The organism is Acetobacter sp. DmW_125128, assembly GCF_008704325.1.
In the GTDB taxonomy this organism is placed as follows: Bacteria; Pseudomonadota; Alphaproteobacteria; order Acetobacterales; family Acetobacteraceae; genus Acetobacter; species Acetobacter oryzifermentans.
Genome location: NZ_VHOP01000018.1, coordinates 169,766 through 190,484, shown reverse-complemented (window position 1 = coordinate 190,484; position 20,719 = coordinate 169,766). Strand labels below are relative to the sequence as shown.

Annotated in this window: 16 protein-coding genes; 8 read left to right on the top strand and 8 right to left on the bottom strand. The window is 54.5% G+C overall.

From position 1 onward, the window contains the following. Positions 1–184: 184 nt before the first annotated feature. The 5 genes from rpmI (at position 185) to pstS (ending at position 5,523) form a co-directional block, all read left to right on the top strand. The gene (gene rpmI / locus FKW19_RS07595; RefSeq protein ID WP_003622898.1) at positions 185–385 is read left to right on the top strand and encodes a 50S ribosomal protein L35; all 201 of its coding nucleotides are present in this window, start codon (positions 185–187) and stop codon (positions 383–385) included. Positions 386–399: 14 nt separating this feature from the next. Next, a complete protein-coding gene (gene rplT / locus FKW19_RS07590) occupies positions 400–759 on the top strand; it encodes a 50S ribosomal protein L20 (protein ID WP_003622900.1) in 360 nt (119 codons plus the stop codon). Between the two features lie 164 nt (positions 760–923). Beyond that, on the top strand, positions 924–1,994 hold the full coding sequence (gene pheS, locus FKW19_RS07585) for a phenylalanine--tRNA ligase subunit alpha (protein WP_089178873.1): 1,071 nt from the start codon (positions 924–926) through the stop codon (positions 1,992–1,994). Positions 1,995–1,997: 3 nt separating this feature from the next. Further along, entirely contained in the window at positions 1,998–4,457 is a 2,460-nt protein-coding gene (gene pheT, locus FKW19_RS07580) for a phenylalanine--tRNA ligase subunit beta (RefSeq protein WP_089178874.1), read from the top strand. A gap of 19 nt (positions 4,458–4,476) precedes the next feature. Continuing rightward, positions 4,477–5,523, top strand: a complete 1,047-nt coding sequence (pstS, locus tag FKW19_RS07575; RefSeq protein ID WP_089178875.1) for a phosphate ABC transporter substrate-binding protein PstS — start codon at positions 4,477–4,479, stop codon at positions 5,521–5,523. A 97-nt stretch (positions 5,524–5,620) separates the two neighbouring features. Here the strand turns inward: pstS and FKW19_RS07570 are convergent, their stop codons facing one another. Together FKW19_RS07570 and FKW19_RS15695 are read right to left on the bottom strand one after the other, a co-directional pair. Beyond that, positions 5,621–7,330, bottom strand: coding sequence for an ABC transporter substrate-binding protein (locus FKW19_RS07570; protein ID WP_089178876.1), 1,710 nt, complete (start codon positions 7,328–7,330; stop codon positions 5,621–5,623). Positions 7,331–7,452: 122 nt separating this feature from the next. Beyond that, the gene (locus FKW19_RS15695) at positions 7,453–7,692 is read right to left on the bottom strand and encodes a hypothetical protein (RefSeq protein ID WP_231621180.1); all 240 of its coding nucleotides are present in this window, start codon (positions 7,690–7,692) and stop codon (positions 7,453–7,455) included. Between the two features lie 268 nt (positions 7,693–7,960). Between FKW19_RS15695 and FKW19_RS07555 the strand changes: the two genes are divergently transcribed. Then, positions 7,961–10,561: a cation:proton antiporter gene (locus FKW19_RS07555; RefSeq protein WP_006115118.1), complete on the top strand. Its 2,601-nt coding sequence runs from the start codon at positions 7,961–7,963 to the stop codon at positions 10,559–10,561. 80 nt (positions 10,562–10,641) lie between these two features. On the opposite strand, the gene FKW19_RS07550 is transcribed toward FKW19_RS07555, so the two are convergent. Next, positions 10,642–11,193: an HdeD family acid-resistance protein gene (locus FKW19_RS07550; protein ID WP_193561067.1), complete on the bottom strand. Its 552-nt coding sequence runs from the start codon at positions 11,191–11,193 to the stop codon at positions 10,642–10,644. 272 nt (positions 11,194–11,465) lie between these two features. Here FKW19_RS07550 and rpsD point away from each other — a divergent pair, with 272 nt between their 5' ends. Continuing rightward, a complete protein-coding gene (gene rpsD, locus FKW19_RS07545; RefSeq protein ID WP_035351514.1) occupies positions 11,466–12,083 on the top strand; it encodes a 30S ribosomal protein S4 in 618 nt (205 codons plus the stop codon). A 99-nt stretch (positions 12,084–12,182) separates the two neighbouring features. Further along, positions 12,183–13,730 (top strand): peptide chain release factor 3, encoded by a 1,548-nt coding sequence (locus FKW19_RS07540; RefSeq protein ID WP_035351513.1) that lies wholly within the window; start codon positions 12,183–12,185, stop codon positions 13,728–13,730. 19 nt (positions 13,731–13,749) lie between these two features. Here the strand turns inward: FKW19_RS07540 and FKW19_RS07535 are convergent, their stop codons facing one another. The 5 genes from FKW19_RS07535 to FKW19_RS07515 all read right to left on the bottom strand — a co-directional run bounded on the left by FKW19_RS07535 (position 13,750) and on the right by FKW19_RS07515 (position 20,689). Next, a complete protein-coding gene (locus tag FKW19_RS07535; protein WP_089178879.1) occupies positions 13,750–14,487 on the bottom strand; it encodes a phosphohydrolase in 738 nt (245 codons plus the stop codon). Between the two features lie 97 nt (positions 14,488–14,584). Further along, entirely contained in the window at positions 14,585–15,616 is a 1,032-nt protein-coding gene (locus FKW19_RS07530; RefSeq protein ID WP_006115123.1) for an isocitrate/isopropylmalate dehydrogenase family protein, read from the bottom strand. A gap of 97 nt (positions 15,617–15,713) precedes the next feature. Then, positions 15,714–17,495: an aminopeptidase P family protein gene (locus FKW19_RS07525; RefSeq protein ID WP_089178880.1), complete on the bottom strand. Its 1,782-nt coding sequence runs from the start codon at positions 17,493–17,495 to the stop codon at positions 15,714–15,716. A 42-nt stretch (positions 17,496–17,537) separates the two neighbouring features. Further along, positions 17,538–18,458: a 50S ribosomal protein L11 methyltransferase gene (locus FKW19_RS07520; protein ID WP_089178881.1), complete on the bottom strand. Its 921-nt coding sequence runs from the start codon at positions 18,456–18,458 to the stop codon at positions 17,538–17,540. Beyond that, entirely contained in the window at positions 18,458–20,689 is a 2,232-nt protein-coding gene (locus FKW19_RS07515) for an ATP-dependent helicase (protein ID WP_193561068.1), read from the bottom strand. The genes FKW19_RS07520 and FKW19_RS07515 overlap by 1 nt, the downstream gene beginning before the upstream one ends. Positions 20,690–20,719 lie beyond the last annotated feature (30 nt).

Here is a 20,719-nt window from a genome sequence, read left to right as displayed (position 1 = left end):
GAATAATGTTGGGGCAAAACGCAGCATAAGCAAGAAAGCTGCGTATGTGAGGCTTGAAAGTGATGGGGCTTTCCGTTAAGGGAGCGCATTCGCACACGCGTCCGGGCTTGTAGGGCATGCCCGGCCGTGGTTGGTTACCTTTTAATTAAGGTAACGTTATCCAGAGTTTTTCAGGAGTGTTGAAATGCCCAAGATGAAGACCAAGTCGTCGGTCAAGAAGCGGTTTAAAATCACCGCAACCGGCAAGGTGCTCTCTGGTCCGTGCGGTAAACGCCACGGCCTTATCAAGCGCACACAGAAAATGAAGCGCTCCGCACGCGGCACGCAGACCATGACCCCGCAGGACGGTCGTACCGTCAAGCAGTGGGCCCCCTACGGGCTATAAGGAGCATCTGATTCATGGCACGCGTAAAACGGGGTGTTACCACCCTTGCTCGTCATAAAAAGGTTCTGGAACTGGCCAAGGGTTATCGCGGCCGCTCCTCCACCAACTATCGCATTGCGCTGGAACGTGTTGAAAAGGCACTGCGCTATGCTTACCGTGACCGCCGCAACAAAAAGCGTGAATTCCGCGCTCTGTGGATTCAGCGTATCAACGCTGCGGTGCGCGAACATGGCCTGACCTATAGCCGTTTCATTAACGGTCTGGACAAGGCTGGTATCGAAATCGATCGTAAGGTGCTGGCCGCCATTGCGTTTGATGATGCCGCAACCTTTGCTGAAATCGTAAAGAAGGCTCAGGCTGCTCTGGCTGCCTGATCTGCCTGTCTGATACGATAAGGTTGAAGAAAAGGCCGTCCCACGTGGGCGGCCTTTTTGCTTGGTGCCGGTGAGGGAGGATGTGGTTTTCCCTCTTGGGGCTTTTCTCCCGCTGCGGGAGATTGTATCCGCCCGGTAAGCATTTTCTCCTCGCGTGAGGTTTCATGAGCAACGATCTTGAGATTCTGCGGCAGGAAGTCCTGTCCGAACTGGCTGGCGCCACAGACCTGAAAGCATGGGATGCTGTGCGTGTCAGCACCCTGGGAAAATCTGGCAGGCTGACGGCTTTGCTCAAAGCGCTGGGGAAAATGCAGCCCGATGAACGCAAAGCCCGTGGTGTGGCGCTCAACCGCCTGCGTGATGAACTCACCCGTGCAATTGAAGCGCGCGGTAAAGAGCTGGAAGCCGCAGCGCTGGAAGCCCGTTTGGTTGCCGAGCGGGTGGATGTTACCCTGCCACCACCACCGGTAGAACAGGGTTACCTGCACCCCATTAGCCGCACGATTGAAGAAATGACCGCCATTTTTGGCGCCATGGGCTTTAAGGTGGCAGAAGGGCCGGATATCGAAACAGACTGGCACAACTTTTCCGCCCTCAACACGCCCGATCATCATCCTGCACGTACAGATCATGATACGTTTTATTTGCCGCCACAGCCGGGGCTGGATGTTACGCGCGTGCTGCGTACCCAGACATCTGGCGTGCAAATTCGTACCATGCTGGCGCAAAAGCCGCCTATCCGCGTGATTGTGCCGGGCCGTACCTACCGGGCCGATCATGATGCCACGCACTCCCCCATGTTCCACCAGTGCGAAGGCTTGGTTGTGGGCAAGGGCATTACACTAGGGCACCTGAAAGGCTGCCTGATTGAATTTTTGCGGGCGTTCTTTGGTAAGCCGGAATTGCCGGTGCGCTTCCGTTCCTCCTACTTCCCGTTTACCGAACCTTCCTTGGAAGTGGATATCGGCTGGTCTCGTAAAACTGGTGAGATCGGCGGTGGGGAAGATTGGTTGGAAGTGCTGGGCGCAGGCATGGTGCATGCCCGTGTGCTGGCCAACTGTGGGTTGGACCCGCGTGAATGGCAGGGCTTTGCCTTTGGTATGGGCATTGAGCGGCTGGCTATGCTGAAGAACGGTATTCCCGATCTGCGTTCGTTTTATGAAAGTGATATCCGCTGGCTGCGCTATTATGGGTCGGACCCGCTTGCGCCCGCGCTACTGCATGAGGGGGTGTGAGGAATGAAGTTCACGCTATCTTGGTTGTATGACCATCTGGATACGCAGGCCACGCTGGAAGAAATCTGCGCAAAGCTGAACCAGATCGGGCTTGAGGTTGAAAGCGTTGAAAACCGTGGCGCGGCGATTGAGCCATTTTTAACCGCCCGTATTTTGGATGCCCAACCGCACCCTAATGCAGACCGCCTTCAGATGTGCCGGGTAGATGCGGGCTCCGGTTTTCAGGATGTGCAGGTGGTATGTGGTGCCCCCAATGCACGCAAAGGGCTAGCTGTTATTTTTGCCAAACCGGGTACCTATGTGCCGGGGTTGGATATTACCATCAAGGCTGGCAAGATTCGTGGTGAAGCCAGCGGCGGTATGCTGTGCTCCCTGCGTGAACTGGGCCTTGGTGAAGAAAGCAACGGCATTGCAGAACTGCCGGAAGATACGCTGCCCGGCCAGTCCTATGCTGATTTTGCTGGCCTTGATGATGTGGTGATCGACATTGCCATTACTCCCAACCGGGGTGATGCGCTGGGCGTACGCGGCATTGCGCGGGATCTGGCTGCTGCAGGGCTTGGCACGTTGCGCCCGTGGCTGGCAGAAACGGTGGAAGGCACATTTGAATCCCCCGTGGTGTGGGATATCTCCTACCCAGAAGCCTGCCCGTGGGTGTTGGGCCGCACTATTCGTGGTGTGAAAAATGGCCCTAGCCCGGAATGGCTTCAGCGCAAGTTGGAAAGCATTGGCCTGCGCCCGATTTCCGCGCTGGTGGATATCACCAACTATTTCTGTTTCGATCTCGGCCGCCCGCTGCACGTGTTTGATGCTGCCAAAATTGCCGGTGGCAAGCTGACAATCTGCCGGGGTGAAGGGGAACAGTTCCGGGCGCTGGATGGGCAGGATTATACAGTTGGCCCAGAAGACTGCGTGATTGCAGATCAGGCTGGCGTACAGTCTTTGGCCGGAATTATGGGCGGTGAAGCCACAGGTGCAACAGCAGAAACCACAGATGTATTTGTGGAATGTGCCCTGTTTGATGCCGTGAAAATTGCTCTGAGCGCCCGCCGTGTGGGGGTTTCCTCGGATTCCAGCTATCGGTTTGAGCGTGGGGTAGATCCAGCCCTGCCAGTTTCGGCGTTGGAAGCGGCAACACGCCTGATTATTGAACTCTGTGGTGGTGAGGCCAGCGAAGTTGTTTCTGCTGGGGCGCAGCCTGCTTGGCAGCGTGATGCCACGTTGCGTTTTGCCCGCGTGCGCGATCTGGGTGGGCTGGATGTGCCTGCTGATGAAAGCGTGGACCTGCTGGAAAAACTGGGTTTTGAGGTGCAGGATCGTAACAATACGCAGGTGCGTGTAAGCGTGCCATCATGGCGGAATGATATTGCCCAAAAGCCTGTTCTGGCACAGGGCGAGGGTATTCCGGCTGATGTTGCCGCCAAGGCTGCGGAAGGTGTTGCCGCTATAGAATCAGAAAGCGATCTGGTTGAAGAAGTGCTGCGCCTTAAAGGGCTGGATGCCGTGCCTGCGGTGCCGCTGCCATCTGTGGTGGTTGTGCCAGAAGCTGCACTTACGCCTCGTCAGGCGCGTCTGGCACTTGCGCGGCGCTTTTTGGCTGCTCGCGGGCTTACAGAAACAGTCGGTTTCTCCTTCGTCTCGCACGAGGAGGCTGAACGGTTTGGTGGCGCGCCGGAATCCCTGCGTTTGCTCAACCCCATTGCGTCTGATCTAGACCAGATGCGTCCCACACCCATGATCAATCTGTTGGCTGCGGTTAAGCATAACAGCGCACGTGGCTGGGGTGATCTGGGGCTGTTTGAAGTTGGCCCAGCCTTTGCAGAAAATGGCCAGCAACCTGTGGTAGCCGGTGTACGCTCTGGCCATACATCGCGTTATCCGGGGCGGGCGGGGCAGCCTGTTTCTCTGTGGGCGGTTAAGGCAGATGCGCTGGAACTGCTCCAGCAGCTTGGTGTAAACCCAGATGCCATGAGCACCACCACAGATGCGCCGGGCTGGTATCATCCCGGTCGTTCTGGCGTGCTGCGGCAGGGGCCAAAAAACGTGCTGGCCTATTTTGGTGAATTGCATCCATCTCTGCTTCAGGCCGAGGGTATTGATGTGCCGGTTGTAGGGTTTGAATTGCTGCCAGATATGGTGCCAGACCCCAAACGCAAAAAGAAAGTCGCACCGCGTCTTTCTGCGTTCCAGCCAGTGCGGCGTGATTTTGCATTTGTTGTGGCGCGCGATGTGCCGGGTGAAAAGCTGCTGCGTGCCGTGCGTGGGGCAGAGCGCCAGCTTGTTGCAGATGTAAGCCTGTTTGATGTGTATGAAGGCCCGCACGTGCCAGAAGGGCATCGCTCTATTGGTGTGGAAGTTACGCTTCAGCCAATGGATAAAAGCCTGACAGATGCGGAACTGGAAGCTGTATCTGAAAAAATTGTTGCCGCTGTTACCAAGGCAACGGGTGCAACCCTGCGTTAAGCAGAAGGAGCTGGGTTGTATGAAGGAAAAGCGCATCATGGCAGGCAGGGCTGAAAACATGAGTTGGAAGAAAACTGTTTTCCTGTCTGCCTTGTTGTGTGGCTTGGCGGGTGGCGTTTTGCCACAGGCGCGGGCCGAACAAATTACAGGGGCCGGTTCCAGCTTTGCCGCGCCCTTGTATCAGTCATGGTCTGCTCATTCTGCGGCGCAAACAGGTGTGCAGCTTAATTATCAGACCATTGGTTCTGGCGCTGGGCAGAATCAGGTTTTGGCTGGCACAGTGGATTTTGGTGCATCCGATGCCCCAATGTCTCATGCGCGGCTGGAGGCTGGGCATTTGCTCCAGTTTCCTACCGCTATTGGTGGCATTGTTGTTATTGCCAATGTACCAGGCGTGCCAGAAGGTGCGTTGCGTCTTACTGGCCCCGTTCTGGCAGCTATTTATGATGGTTCCATCACGCAATGGAATGATCCGCAGATTGTTGCGCTCAACCCCGGTGTCACGTTGCCGGATCTGCCCGTGGCTCCGCTACACCGCGCAGACGGATCTGGCACAACCTATGTGTTTACAGAATATCTCGGCCGGGTTTCCCCCTCGTGGGAGAAGCAGGTGGGGCGCGGCACGTCTGTTGCATGGCCTGTTGGTGCAGGTGCGCGCGGGAATGATGGTATTGCCTCTTACGTAAAAAATACAGAAGGCAGTGTGGGGTATGCGGAATACGCTTATGCGGAACGCAACCACCTTTCCACCGTTGTTCTGCAAAACCGGGCAGGGGAATTTGTGGTGCCCTCTGTTAACAGTTTTACGCGGGCGGCAGAAAACGCCACGTGGGATCAAGCAGACATGACAGCTTCGCTTTGTGATGCAGACGGAGCCGGAAGCTGGCCGATTGTAACCACCACCTATGCATTGGTGCCGCGTGAAGCAAATGAGGCAAACCACGGAAACGCTGTAAGAACGTTCTTCCGTTGGGGCGTGAAGGATGGAGAGGCCGCCAGCCGGGAACTGGACTATGTGCCATTGCCTGCAACTGTGCGAGATGCCGTTCTGGAGCGGCTGAAATAGGCGGATAACAGGGTTATTCGGTTCTTCCCGCGTTCATCCTGCGGTTGTCCCACGTTTCATCCACAGATTCTGTGGATAACGTATGAGCCGGGATAAGTTACTGCACCCATGCCTGAGAGAACAAAAGCTGGTTTACGGGTGTAAACAACAGGTTTTTCAGGCGTGGGGATGTTAAAATCACGGCATCTTTTTCAATGGCTGGAGCTACGGGGGCTTGTTCCATAACCAGTTTGTCGGCCTCTTGCCACAAGGCGTTTTGTGCTTGGGCTGTGAGGCTAATATCCGTTTTGGCTTTATCCATCAGTCTTTGCACATCGTGATTGCAAAAGCCGGGAATATTGATGGAGCTGTCTGAATCGGGATGAATATTTTCACACCCCAATAAAGCATCCAAAAAATTGGAAGCCGATGGATAATCGGCAGACCAAGAGGCCACGCCAATCTGCACATGGTTATCTGAGTTCTGCATGTAGGAAAAAGCCAGCGCACTGCTAAGTGGGCGTAGGTTGGCGCGGTAGCCAAGGTTTTGCAACATATCCCGCACCCATGCGCCCATAGCCAGATCAACACTGGTATTGGCAGCAATTACGGTGACTTTCTGGCCATATGTTCCGCTTTCACGCACCAGATTGCGGGCTTTTTCCATATCCACGCCACGCCACATAGGGGCAGGGGATTCGGGAGAGGCATCTTTAGTATAAAAACACTGCGTAGAGGGTGCTGGCAAAGTAGAAGGCAACATCCCGCAGAGTGGCCGCGCAATACCGGGGCCGCCATAAAGAATGGTCATGGCCTTGCGGTTGAGTGCGTAATTAACGGCTTGCCGCGCCTTGAGGGAAGAAAAAGGCGCCTCCCGCATGTTCATGGGTAGGAAATACATGGCCGGGTGGCGCAAAACATGTGTCTGGCTAGCAAAGCGACTGCCTAATTCCCCAAGTCGGTCTAGGGGGATGGGGTCTGCCATCCAGTCATACTGCCCGTTTTCTACAGCGGTTACGGCAGCTTCATCCGGTATGCCAAAGGTGTATTCTATGTCATCAGGATAGCCGAGAGGCTGTGCCTGTGCACTCCATTCCTTAAAATATGGATTGCGTGCCAGTTTTAAAAACCGGTTTGGGTCATACACTGTAAGCTGATAGGGGCCGGTGCTTGGCAGAGGCACATTGCCGGTATCATGGTCTGGCGTATTGGCCGGTAAAATCACGGCGTGCGTAAATGCCAGTTTATGCAGGAATTCTGTATCAGGCGTGGTGAGATGAAATGTAATGCTGCGCGTGGCAGGGTTTTCTACAACCCCTTCAAGCTTGCAATCTGTTGGGCTGCGTAGGCAGGCATCGGCCCCTTTGATAGCCCCGTAAAAAGACCCTGCCGTTGGGCTGCCAACACGAAAAATCCGTCGGAAGGATGCCACAACATCAGCCGTGGTGACAGGCTGCCCGGTGGAAAAAATAATGCCTTCACGCAGGCGGAAAGTGTAGGTCAGGCCGCCATCTTCGGGGAGTGGAAGGTCTTCAGCCAAATCTGGCACTACGTCTGCCCCAGCCAGACCATCTGCTTTGCGGAAGGTGGTTAACCCATCATACACATTGGCAAACAGATTAATGTATTTGCCGGAGTAATTGATCTGGGGATCTAGTGTGCCGCCAGAAGAGGCCGCAACCAAGCGTAAAGTGCCCCCCATATGTGAGGTGGATGCGGCAGGGGCATCTAAAATAGGCGCGGCCACACCTGCTTTTGTTGTGCTGGCCGTAAGCAGCAGACAAAAACAGGCACAGCGAAACAGCTTGCCAGACTTACTGGCCAGAATTCTGCTCCATAGCCGCTTCAGGGGAAGGAGATGTCATCAACGTGCTAAGGTTTTTGTAAAGGGACGACACCATCATTATGCCCACAACTATTGTGGCGATAATAATGCAGATTCGTACAAATTTACTGGTCATAGCGCATTGAGCCGCCACCATAGTTGGTGGTGGAGTGCTTATAAGGGTTGGTACCCTGCTGCGGTGTAAGAGGGGGGCGGTACCAGCCAGGCGCAGCACGCCCATGGTTTGAGCCGGGGTGATAATAGTGCCGGTGCGGATCATGCGCGCAGGCAGCAAGCCCAAATCCGGCCAGCAACATAAGGGCGACCTTGTAAGTACGCCGCAATGAAGAAAACTGTTTCATCATACCTCTAACATAGCGTTGTTTGGGCCTGTTCGCCAAGAACAAAGCAGGTCGGCGCTGATATGTGGCGTGCAAGCCCGATACGTTCACATAATGGCAAGAAAATGCGTGAATAATGAGGCCAATGCCTTGGGTAATATGGCTAGGGCAGTGCATGCCATGTTAGGGATAACGCGTATATAATGCGGAAGCTGCCATTTCCTTGCCTTATCATGATGATAACGGCTCAGGCAGTATGGATGTTGGTGTTGGATATAGGGAATAGCGTGGCATGGCGGTAACGGGTCTGGCAGCGGTACTGCTTGTTATTGCGCTGCTTTTGGTGGTGGTGAGCACCGTGCAGCCCATTGCGCGCAAGCTGGAACTGTCTGAAACGGTTCTGCTGGCTATTGTGGGTATTATCATCGGGTCTTTGGCAGATGTGGCTCTGCGCAGTTCCCACACTTCGGCCTTCAATGGCATTGCAGAGGCGCTGCTTGATTTCCCGCTGAACAGTGAAGAATTTCTGCTCATCTTTCTGCCCGCGCTGGTGTTTCAGGGCGCGTTGGCCATTGATGTGCGGCGTCTTGCGCATGAAACAGGTACTGTTTTGCTTCTGGCTGTGGTGGCGGTTGTTATTGCCACGGCCACTATTGGCTTTGCGTTGTATCCCTTTGCCCAGATGCCGCTGGTGGTCTGCCTGCTGCTTGGATCTATTGTGGCCACGACTGACCCTTCCGCTGTGGCCGGGATTTTCCGAGATATTGGGGCCGCAACACGCCTAACACGGCTGGTGGAGGGCGAGGCGCTGCTGAATGATGCGGCGGCTATTTCCATCTTTTCCATTCTGCTGCCTTCCGTCACGCTGCATAAAGCCATCCATCTGGGTGATGCGTTGATCTCCTTCGTGGTCTCCTTTGTGGGGGCGCTTATTGTTGGGGTGGTTGTCGGGCGGCTCACATTGGTCATGATGTCCGCTATTGCCAGTTCGGCAGCGGAAATTACGCTAACAGTGGCGCTGCCTTACGTGGTGTACATCCTCTCAGACGAAATTCTGGGGGTTTCCGGCGTGGTGGCCACAGCGGCCGCAGGGCTTACGCTGTCTGTGTACGGGCCATCCACCATTCGGCCGCAAACGTGGTTGTTTCTCAACCAGCTTTGGCAGCAATTGGTCTTTTGGGCGGGGTCCTTGGTGTTTGTGCTGGCCTCCATGCTGGTACCGCGCCTGCTGGTGGGCATGACCCGGTGGGATTGGGTGCTTATCCTTATTGCCAGTGTGGCGGGGTTGGCAGCACGTGCGGCTGTGGTGTTTGGCATGTTGCCGCTATTGGCATGGACACGCCTTTCCCCACCCGTGCCCACACCATTTAAGGTGACAATGGTGTGGGGGGGCTTGCGTGGGGCCATTACATTGGCGCTGGCGTTGGCCGTTACGGAAAACGAACACGTTTCTACGCCGGTTGCGCATTTTATCGGTATTATTGCCACCGGGTTCGTGTTGATTACGCTGCTTGTTAACGGAACTACGCTGCGTTCCCTCGTGCTGTTTCTCAAGTTGGATCGTTTGTCCCCTATTGATGAAGCCATGCGCCATCAGGTGCTGAGTATCGGGCTGGGCAATGTGTGCAACCGCGCCAAGGAATTGGGGGATGAACTTGGTTTCAGCGCAGATGCCACGCGCTCGGTTGTTGATCATCTAGAACGCCGGGCAGAGGAAGAACAGGCAGCTAATGAGTTTGACCGCGCACTGTCTGATATCCAGCGCGTTAATCTGGCGCTGATTACCATTGCCAGTCAGGAACGCTCCATGCTGCTGGATCTGTTCCGTATGCAAGGGCTTTCTCGCCGGGTGATGGAAACATTGCTACGGTCTTCCGAAGCAGCAATTGATGGTGCACGGCTGGAAGGGCGTTTGGGGTATGTGCGCGCGCTGCGTAAACGGCTGAGCCCATCTTTGCGCTTCAAGGCGGCGCAATGGGTGCATAATCATTTGCATCTGGATCGGCCGCTGATGCTGTGTATGGCGGAACGGTTTGAAATGCTGATGGTGGCGCATTTCATTTCCATCTCTCTCACACGTTTCATGCACGAGCGGCTGGAACCCACATTGGGCAGCCGTATTGGGGAAATTGTGGCCGAGGTGCTCTCTCGCCAGCGCAAGTTGCTGGATGAGGCGCTGGAAACCTTGCGCTTGCATTATCATGGCTATGCCGAGGCGCTGGAAAACCGGATTTTCCGCCAGATTGCCCTGCGCCTGGAAAGTGAAGAATACACAACCCTGCTTTCAGAATCCCTTATCAGTGATGAACTTAGCCGTGAACTGCTGAAAGAGCTGGAACGCCGCAGGCATCGTCTGATCAAGCGGATGAGCTTTGATCTGCGCAGTGGCATAGAAGACAGGCTAAAACATGCAGCCATCTTTAAGGGGTTGCCGGGGGCAGAACTGCATGATCTGGCCACGACCACATCCTTGCGTTTTGTGGCCCCGCAGGAGGTAATCTGCCGGAAAGGGCGCAAGATGGGCGCCATCTATTTTATTAGCGCCGGTTTGGCAGAAAGCCACGTTGCGGGGGCCGATGTGCTGTATGGCGCAGGTGATCTGATAGGCGCGCAGGAGGCTTTGCATGGCTGGCGTTGCCCCGGCACCATCCGTGCCGTGCAGTTTGGGCATTTCATGGTGATTACGGCCAGCCGCTTCCAGCGCTTGATTGAAGATTACCCCGTGGTGCTGGAAAACATTCAAAACATCCTGCGCAAGCGTGAAGCAGGCGAGCGGCCTATTGCTCTTTTGCCTGGCTCAAACCGTAAGGTGGAGGATGATGCTGGCAAGGATGCGCTTATGCTGTTGGCTCCCAAAAGCCAGTTGCCGCCTTCATCCACACCAAAAGAATAAGCGGCCTTAATGATGTGGGCATAAAAAACGGCGCGGAGCCAACAGGCCCGCGCCGTTTTTGTATATATACGCCGTAAATTTTATAGGCGGGTAATGGGTGGCGGCACAGAATTGCTCTGGCGCAGGGCAAGGCCAATTTGTAGCCAGCTTATGCCGCTTACAATCAGTTCTGCACCCACAAATGTACCAATCAACCACAGGCCAGACCACGGCAAGGTAAAGTACAGGCAGAGGCCAACAAGCAGGCTGATAAGCCCGCTACCCAGAATAATCACCCAGCCCGGCATACCGCGTGCTTGCAGGGCCAGAACGCAGCGCAGCACGCCTACAACCACAAAGCAGGCAGATACAAAAATGGTAATGGCAACAGAACCTGTGGCTGGTTCTTCTATAAGAAGGTAACCACCAGCGGCGTAGAGCAGCCCGCATAGCAGGGAAAAAATAAAACCGCCCCAATCGCGTACAGCAAAGGCATGTACTATCTGCATAATGCCAGCAGCAATTAGCAGTGCGCCAATAAATATGGTGCTGGCAAGGGTTACGGAAACCGCATCAATACAGGCAATAAAGCCCAATATAATAAGGGCGAGACCCAACGCCACAAATAGCCCCCATTTTTTAGCAAATGGCATGCTGAGTAATCCTTTCTTTTCAATTTTATGGGTCGATTGCACGACTATGCACTGCAGAATGGAAGAAAGCGCAACGGAAAAAGTTGACACTGCGCCCGGGGTTTCGTAATTCCTGCCTCCATTGCCGGGAATGTGGACAAATCGGCCAGAAGGGGAGCACGCCCCGCTGGTAATACGGTTTGCGCCCGCTCCGATCCGTGGTGGACGGGGACTACCGGTGTAACGACGGACATCTGCCCGATGTTCCGCCTGTTAAGAGAGAAGAGCGCACTATGAGCAAGCGCCTTGAGAGCAAGTATAAAATTAACCGTCGCCTTGGTGTAAACCTGTGGGGCCGCGCCAAATCTCCGGTTAACCGTCGCGAATATGGTCCGGGCCAGCATGGCCAGCGCCGTAAGGGCAAGCCGTCTGACTTCTCCGTTCAGCTGATGGCTAAGCAGAAGCTGAAGGGTTACTACGGTAACATTACAGAAAAGCAGTTCCGCCGCTATTATCAGGAAGCCGTGCGCCGCAAGGGTGATACGTCTGAAAACCTGATCAACCTGCTGGAACGCCGTCTGGATGCCGTTGTGTACCGGATGAAGTTTGCAATCACGCCGTTTGCATCCCGTCAGTTCATCAGCCATGGCCACATTCTGGTTAACGGCAAAAAGATGAACATTCCTTCCTACCTCGTGAAGGATGGTGACGTTATCGAAGTGCGTGAAAAATCCAAGCAGCTGGCTATCGTTCTGGATGCCGCGCAGTCTGCCGAACGCGATGTGCCGGAATACATGGAAGTGGATCATCGCCAGATGAAGGGCACGTACCTGCGTGGCCCGCAGCTTTCCGATGTGCCGTATCCGGTGCAGATGGAACCGAATCTGGTGGTCGAATACTACTCCCGTTAATCGGCGTTTAGGTTCGTTTTATACCGCGCCGGGTGGAGGGATTTCTCTCCATCCGGCGTTTGCCGTTTTTACTCATGTTTGTTTCGGAACAGAGCCCTTATGTCTGATACCGCATCCGCCCCTCTTAGCAGTGACATTACCCGCCGCCGGACCTTTGCTATTATCTCGCATCCGGATGCTGGTAAAACCACGCTGACAGAACGGATATTGCGGGCAGGTGGGGCTATTCAGATGGCGGGCAACGTGCGCGCCAAGGGCGAACGCCGCCGCACACGGTCTGACTGGATGGGCATTGAGCGTGACCGTGGGATTTCCGTTGTCAGCTCGGTCATGACGTTCGATTACGGCGGCTGTGTCTTCAACCTGCTGGATACACCCGGACATGAAGACTTTTCTGAAGATACCTACCGTACCTTAACAGCCGTAGATTCCGCCGTAATGGTGATTGATGCTGCTAAGGGCATTGAAGATCGTACACGCAAGCTGTTCGAGATTTGCCGCCTGCGTGATATTCCGATTGTTACCTTCATCAACAAGATGGACCGTGAGGCGCAAGATCCATTTGCTCTGCTGGATGAAATTGCATCATCCCTTGCGCTAGATACATCTCCTGCCACATGGCCGGTGGGGCGCGCGGCCACGTTTGTTGGCACTTACGATATTCTTACCAAAAAACTGCACACAACGGTTGATCTGCCAGAAGATGATGCCCGCCTTGTGCAGATGCGTGAGGAACTGGAGCTGGTAGAAGCCGCGCTGCCGGAGTTTGATAAAGAATCCTTCGATGCCGGGCACCTTACCCCCGTGTTCTTCGGGAGTGCGATCAAGGAAATTGGGGTGACCGATCTGCTGGATGCACTAGTGGCTTTTGGCCCGCCCCCGCGCGATCAGGCCGCAGAAACCCGTGTGGTAAAGGCCACGGAGCCGAACATGACGGCGCTGGTGTTTAAAATTCAGGCGAATATGGACCCCAACCATCGTGACCGTATTGCCTTTGCCCGTATCTGTTCTGGCAAGCTAAGCCGTGGCATGCGCCTTAAACACACGCGCACAGGCAAAAGCTTTGCAGTGCATACGCCACAGTTCTTTTTTGCGCAGGATAGACATCTGGCAGAAGAAGCCTTCGCTGGGGATGTGGTGGGTATTCCCAACCACGGCACCTTGCGCATTGGCGATACGCTAACAGAGGGTGAAGATATCCAGTTTACCGGTGTGCCGCATTTTGCCCCGGAAATTCTGCGCCGCGTGCGGCTGGATGACGCCATGAAGGCCAAAAAGCTCAAACAGGCGCTGGTGCAGTTGGCGGAAGAAGGTGTGGTGCAGTTGTTCCGCCCGCAAGATGGCGCGCAGCCGATTGTTGGCGTTGTGGGTACTTTGCAGCTTGATGTGCTGCAATCTCGCCTGAAAGCAGAGTACGGTGTAGCCATTGGTTTTGATTCCACGCCGTATTCTTTGGCCCGCTGGATTACCGGCCCGCGTGAAAAAATTGAGGCCTTTGCCGCTGCACATCGCTCCGCCATGGCGGATGATCTGGATGATGATCCGGTGTTTCTGGCCACGTCAGCATTTATGATGCGCCGTACGGAAGAACAGAACCCCGATATCAACTTTCATGATATCAAGCAGATTGGTGTGGAAATTAAATAAGCAATTTAACGCTGGCGCATCATATGGTGCGCAGTGTTTTGCTTTTTTGCTCATGTTGCAGAAGATACTGGCTGGTTGGCAGAATAGCGTTTTGCTCCAGCCATGTTGCTACGTTTTTGGCAGGTACGCAGGCTAGCATGTCGTATTCTTTATTGGCATGTTGCTTCCAACTTTCTTCTACTTTTTCAAAATTCAGCCGGGTTTTTAACACAAGCCCAATATCCAACACGCGGGTATGAGGGTGCCGCACTGCCATAAGTGGCTGTTCAACCTGTAGGTTTTTGGCATCCAGCCCCAATTCTTCTGTGGCTTCTGCTAAAATCTGTTCGGCCAGATTGATACTTTCGGCATCTGTGCGTTTTTCAATGCTACCAGCAGGCGGGCTTTGCCAAAAATTTCCCTGATAGATAGATGATGGGTTACGGCGGCCTAACACATATCCATCTGGCGTAAGCACCAACCCGACCACAGCTAATGGTTGCAGCCGCAAAAATGGAAAAAGCGCAGGGTTCTTCATTTGCGCAAATACGCGACGATACTCTGTCCAGTAACCTTTAATAACGGTACGCGTAACGCAGGAGGCCGAAAAGACGCAGCCATTAAATAAGGCTGGCGTTGTTGCACAGGCTTGCTGCCAGAGATGCGTAATTTCCTGCTCGATATCTGCCGGAACAGCCGGAGGTGATGGTTCTACATCAATGCGGAATGAAGCAGAAAGGGGGAGGGCAGGCCATGGGCCACCAAAAGAACGGGTCATGCCTTACCCTAATGTGAGATGCGGTTAAAAGAAAAGGGAGCCACAAGGGCTCCCTTTCCATCGCAATCGGTTTTTTGAACAGCCGTAATGCTGAGTATCAGGCAACTGCCTGTTTCAGAGCTGCTGTCAGATCCTTTGTGGTGGCATTGCCGCCCAGATCCTTCGTGCGCACTGTACCGTTGGTGATAACCTTTTTGATACCGGCATCAATACGGTCAGCCAGATCATCACGGTTCACGTGGCGCAGCATCATAACAGCAGCCAGCAGCAGAGCCAGTGGGTTGGCAATGCCTTTGCCTGCGATATCTGGTGCAGAACCATGCACGGCTTCAAACACAGCGGCTTTTTCACCAATGTTTGCACCCGGTGCCATACCCAGACCACCAACCAGACCGGCCGTAAGGTCAGAAAGGATGTCACCAAACAGGTTGGAGGTTACAATCACATCAAACTGCCACGGGTTGATGACAAGCTGCATGGCGCAGGCATCTACAATCCGTTCATTGAATTCAACGCGGCCTTTGTATTCTTCTGCAACCTTGCGGCCTTCTTCAAGGAACAGGCCTGTCAGCAGTTTGAGGATATTGGCCTTGTGAACAATGGTTACCGTTTTGCGGTTATTCTTGACCGCATATTCAAAGGCAAACTTTACAATTCGGCGGCATTCTGCGCGGGAGTTAAAGCCAGAGCTTAGCGCAATGCCCTTGGGGTCATCCCCTACCGGAATGTAATGTTCCATTGCTGCGTAATAACCTTCAAGGTTTTCACGGAACAGAACAAGGTCGATATCATCAAACCGACCACCGGGAATGATGGTTTTGGTTGGGCGCAGGTTGGCAAACAGGCCAAATTCCTGACGCAGGGTTACGTTGATGGATTTAAACCCACCACCAACTGGAGTTGTCAGCGGGCCTTTCAGGGCCAGGCCAGTGCGCCGGATGCTTTCAATTGTCTGCTTGGGCAGCGGATCATTTACCGCGTCCACACCCGCCATACCGGCCAGTTGGCGATCCCATACAAATGGGGCCCCAACGGTATCCAGAATTTCGGTAACTGATTCAACAATTTCAGGGCCGATGCCATCACCTGCAATAAGAGTGGCTGGAATGGTCTTGCTGTCTGTCGTCATTCTGAGAAGCTCCCTTCAACTTCGTAGCCTGTTTTGCGCCCGTTTTACGGTGCATGCGATTCTCAATTTCGTGACCAGAGAGGAAAGACTCCGTCTCTCACGGCCTCTTGAGAGGTGCGCATGCTGTTTTCAGCCATTTCTGTGCATCAGATGGCAGGTGAGGGCCTACCTGATCCAAGATTTGAGCATGGTACGCGTCCAGCACGGCGGTATCTTCCGGGCCTAACAGGGCGAGGTCAATCAGCCGTCTGTCAAAAGGAGCCAATGTAAGGGTTTCAAATGCCAGAAAAGCTCGATCGGAATGCGGCATGTCATTCCGGCAGATCATTACCAGTGTTTCCAGACGAATGCCGTAGGCGCCGGGTTTGTAAAAGCCCGGTTCGTTGGAAATCACCATGCCTTCTTCCAGTGTAATGGGAGAAGGCATTTTAGAAATACGTGCAGGCCCTTCATGCACGGAAAGAAAGCTGCCAACGCCGTGGCCGGTGCCGTGGTCATAATCCAACCCAGCCTGCCACAGGTCAAACCGTGCCAGTGCATCTAGCGCGTGGCCTTTGGTGCCAACAGGAAACCGCGCACGGCCCAAACGTAAATTACCTTTGATCACGCGGGTAAATACGTCTTTCAAGCTGGCCGGTGGCGCATCAGGGCCTGTCCAGACAGTGCGGGTAACATCGGTTGTGCCTTCGGGGTACTGGCCACCGCTATCAATCAGATAAACTTCGTTATTCTGAAGTTTTCGGTCACTTTCCGGCGTGACGCGGTAATGAATAATGGCTCCATTGGGGCCAGAACCGGAAATGGCAGGAAAGGATTCCTCCCGGTAGTCCTTTCCTTCAGCACGAAAGGCATCAAGCCGTGTAGCGGCTTCAAGCTCTGTGCAGTTGCGGCCCTTTGTATCCAGCCAATGCAGGAAACGGCAAAGTGCGACACCATCACGCAGATGGGCTGTGCGCATGCCCATCTGTTCCACTTTGTTTTTGCGGGCCTTGGGCAGCAGGCACGGGTCTGGTGTTTCCTGCACTGTTGCGCCGTGGCGGGTGAGCGTTTGGCCAAACCAGACGGCATTGCTGGCAGGATCTACACCAACGGTTTTGCTTTTCAGGGTTGCCAGAATCTGCTCCATCTCTTGCGGTGCATGCACGCGCACGGAAGAGCCGAGCCATTCCTTAATGTTTGTCGGGATTTTTTCTGGCTTTATAAATAGATCGACTGAGTTGTTTGCATGCACCAGCGCAAATGCCAAAGCTACGGGTGTGCAGGGAATATCGGAGCCTCGAATATTCAGTAGCCACGCAATAGAGGCGGAATCGCTCAGAACCGCAGCATCCTGACCATTCTGGGTAAGAATTGCAGCAATTTCCTGCCGTTTTTCGGCAGAGCTGCGGCCAGCAAAGGCTAGCGGGTGCATACAGGCTGGGGCAGAGGGAAAAGCCGGGCGATCTGCCCAGATATCATCTACCAGATTGCGAGATGTTGGCACCAGTATGACGCCGCTTTGGGCTACAAACGGGCGTAGTTCCGCGGCACTCATCACACGCGGATCATACCCTACGCGGGTTTCTGGTTTGGCTTGCTCCTTCAGCCACATGGCCGGAGGTGTCTGGCTGATATGCAGGCGTTGCCAGCACGTACCGTCCACCTGTTGATCCATCTGGGTAATGTAACGACCATCAGAAAACACAGCGGCTGTATGGGGCAGCACAATGGCTATGCCTGCGCTGCCCGTAAAACCAGTTAACCATGCCAGACGTTCAGCACAGGCTGGTGTGTATTCCCCCAAAAACTCATCGCTATGGGGCACAATCAGGCCATCCAACCCCTCGTTTTGCAAAAGGGTGCGTAGCGCAGCCAACCGGGCGGAAGATGCAGACGTCATGAAAACTGTGTCCTGAAATAACGTAGGAAAAGAAAAGGCTGATCAGGGTGTTTTTCGAACAGGAAGAACCGGGCGGCGTAGAATAAGGGTGGCCCATTCTCCTTCTGTCAGTTCCTGCTCAAGAACCAGCCCCTGCCGCCGATGCGCGGCCAACACCATACGTACCTGTGTGCGCAACAACCCTGCCAGAATAACCGTGCCGCCGGGGGCCAGATACCGTGCCAGATCTTTGGCCATCAGGCACAAAGGGCGGGCCAGAATATTGGCAAAAACCAGATCAAACGGTGCGGCCTTCCAGATGGCAGGCGTTTGCCACCCGTTGCCCAAGCGGCATGTAAGCACGCGCCCAAGCTGGTTACGCTTGGCATTTTGTGCCGCTACGCGCACAGACCACGGCTCAATATCCACTGCCAGCACCTTTTGGTGCAGCAATGCCGCAGCAGCCATGGCCAGAATACCGGTGCCGCAGCCCAGATCCAAAATCCGGCGAGGGCGACGGTAAGCCACACGCTCCAACGCGCGCAGGCACCCGCGGGTGGAGCCATGCTCGCCTGATCCAAAAGCTACGCCCGCATCCAGCGTGAGCACAATTCGGGTGGCATTTTTAGAATCGGGCAAATGCGTGCCACGCACCACAAAACGGCGGCCCACTTCCTGTTCGGGAAAAGCCTCATACGTGCGGGCCAGCCAGCCTTCTGCTTCCGTGCTGGTGCGTTCCAGTGGAGCGGTAACGCCACTTGTCAGTTCGGCCAGCACAAGGCTGGCGGTTAGTTCATCTTCCCGGTGTCCGGTATCTTTCACGCCTTCTACCCGCCACAGGGTGCCTTCCGGGTTGGCCTCAAAAATACCAACCGTGGCGCACACGCTGCCAATGGCATTTTCGTAAGCTTCCACCGCCGCTTCCGGCACAGTGACAGAAATGGTTTCAAGGCTGGTGGCATGACGGCGGGTAGGAGGAGCCATTAGATTTTCTCGATAAAGGATGAAAGAAGACGTTTGGTGCCGACAGATTCAAAAGACACTTCAACATGGTGCCGATCTGCCGAAATAACGATGCCTTCCCCAAAGCGGGGGTGGCGTACATGGTCACCCAGTTGCAGGGCCGGTGCGGCTTCCAGCATGGGGTCTTTTCTGCGGCGGGCAATAATGGGGCCGTTATCAAACACGGATTCGGAAAGATTAAGGCCCTGCCGTTGGAACGTACCGCCTTCATCATGGCGAACCACGTGTTCATCTGGCAGTTCGTCTAAAAAGCGGCTGGGCATGGAAGGCTGCCAGTTGGCGTAAATACGCCGACGGCCAGCATGAAAGATAATGGCTTCCTGCCGTGCGCGTGTAATGCCCACGTAAGCCAGCCTGCGTTCTTCCTCCAGCCCTTTCAGGCCACCTTCATCCAACGTGCGTTGAGAGGGAAAAACACCTTCCTCCCACCCGGGCAGAAAGACTGTATCGAATTCAAGCCCTTTGGCGCCATGCAGAGTCATGATGGACAGGTAATCATCCTGCCCGTTTTCATCATGATCCATCACAAGGGCAACGTGTTCTAAAAACTCGCCCAGCGTTCCAAAATCAGCCAGCGCACGTGTCAGTTCCTTCAGGTTTTCCAGCCGTCCCGGCGCATCGGGGGAGCGGTCCTGCCGCCACATATCCAGATACCCGCTTTCTTCCAGCAGGTGTTCAACAGCCACCACATGGCCTTCACGCGCTAAAATATCGCGTGTGCTGGCAAAGGCTTCCATCAACTGGCGTAAATGGGCGGCGGATTTTCCTTTTAGCGCGTTATCTTCCAGAAGCTTTTCAGTGCCGCCGGTAAGGGGCAGGCTGTTGGCGCGGGCAGCAGCATGCAGCTTTTGCAACCCGGCAGGGCCAACGCCGCGTTTGGGTACATTGATAATGCGTTCAAACGCCAGATCATCCGCCGGTTGGCTTAGTACGCGCATATAGGCCAGTGCATCACGTATTTCTGCACGTTCATAAAAACGCAGGCCACCTACAATGCGATAGGGTAGGCCAGTTTGCATAAGCCGTTCTTCAAACGCGCGGGTTTGAAAGCCCGCACGCACCAGAATGGCTATTTCTTTTAAAGCGTGGCCTTGTGCGCGTAGTTTTTCTGCCTGTTCGCATACCATGCGGGCTTCTGTATCCGAATCCCACACACCAAGAACGCTAACTTTTTTACCTTCTGCATCTTCTCTGCCAGGGCGAAGTGTCTTGCCTAACCGTTCGCTATTATGGGCGATAAGCCCTGCGGCAGCCCCCAGAATATGCCGGGTAGAGCGATAATTGCGTTCTAGCCGCACAACCTTGGCGGAGGGAAAATCTTTTTCAAACCGCAGAATGTTTTCAACTTCTGCACCACGCCATGAGTAGATGGATTGGTCATCATCCCCCACGCAGCAGATATTGGCCGGGCCTTCTGCGTGTTTGGCCAGCAGACGCAGCCAGAGGTATTGAATGGTGTTGGTATCCTGATACTCATCCACCAGAATGTAACGGAACAGGCGATGATACTGTGCCAGCACATCAGGCCGTGTGCGCAAAATTTCGGTCACATGCAGCATCAGATCACCAAAATCGCAGGCGTTCAGTTGCTTCAGGCGGGCCTGATACGCGGTGTAAATGGCGCGGGCGTGGCCGTTGGCAAAGTCCGAATCCTCGGAGGGGGTAATGCGCTCTGGTGTAAGCCCACGGTCTTTCCAGCGCTGAATAACGCCTAAAAGGCCAGGAGCAGGCCAGCGTTTGATATCAATCTGCCACGGGGCCATAACCTGTTTGAGCAGGCGCAGCTGGTCATCCGTATCCAAAATTGTAAAGCTTTGTGTGAGTCCCACATATTCGGCATGGCGGCGCAGCATACGCGCACACAGGGCATGAAATGTGCCTAACCATAGCCCTTCTGCCGGACTGCCCAAAAGCAGCCCAATACGCTCACGCATTTCTCGCGCAGCTTTATTGGTAAAGGTTACTGTCAGGATCTGCCATGGCTTGGCGCGGCCTGTCAGCAGGATATGCGCAAAGCGGGTGGTTAAAACCCGTGTTTTGCCTGTGCCAGCACCAGCCAGCACCAGCAAAGGGCCATCCGTTGTTTCAATAGCAGCGCGCTGTTCGGGGTTAAGACGAGCCAGATAACTGTCACCCGATGCAGACGGAGATGAAAAAAGCGGGGCGGAGGGGTGTTCGGACGTATTCACCATGCCTTTATATAAGCATGTGCGCTTCAGGCC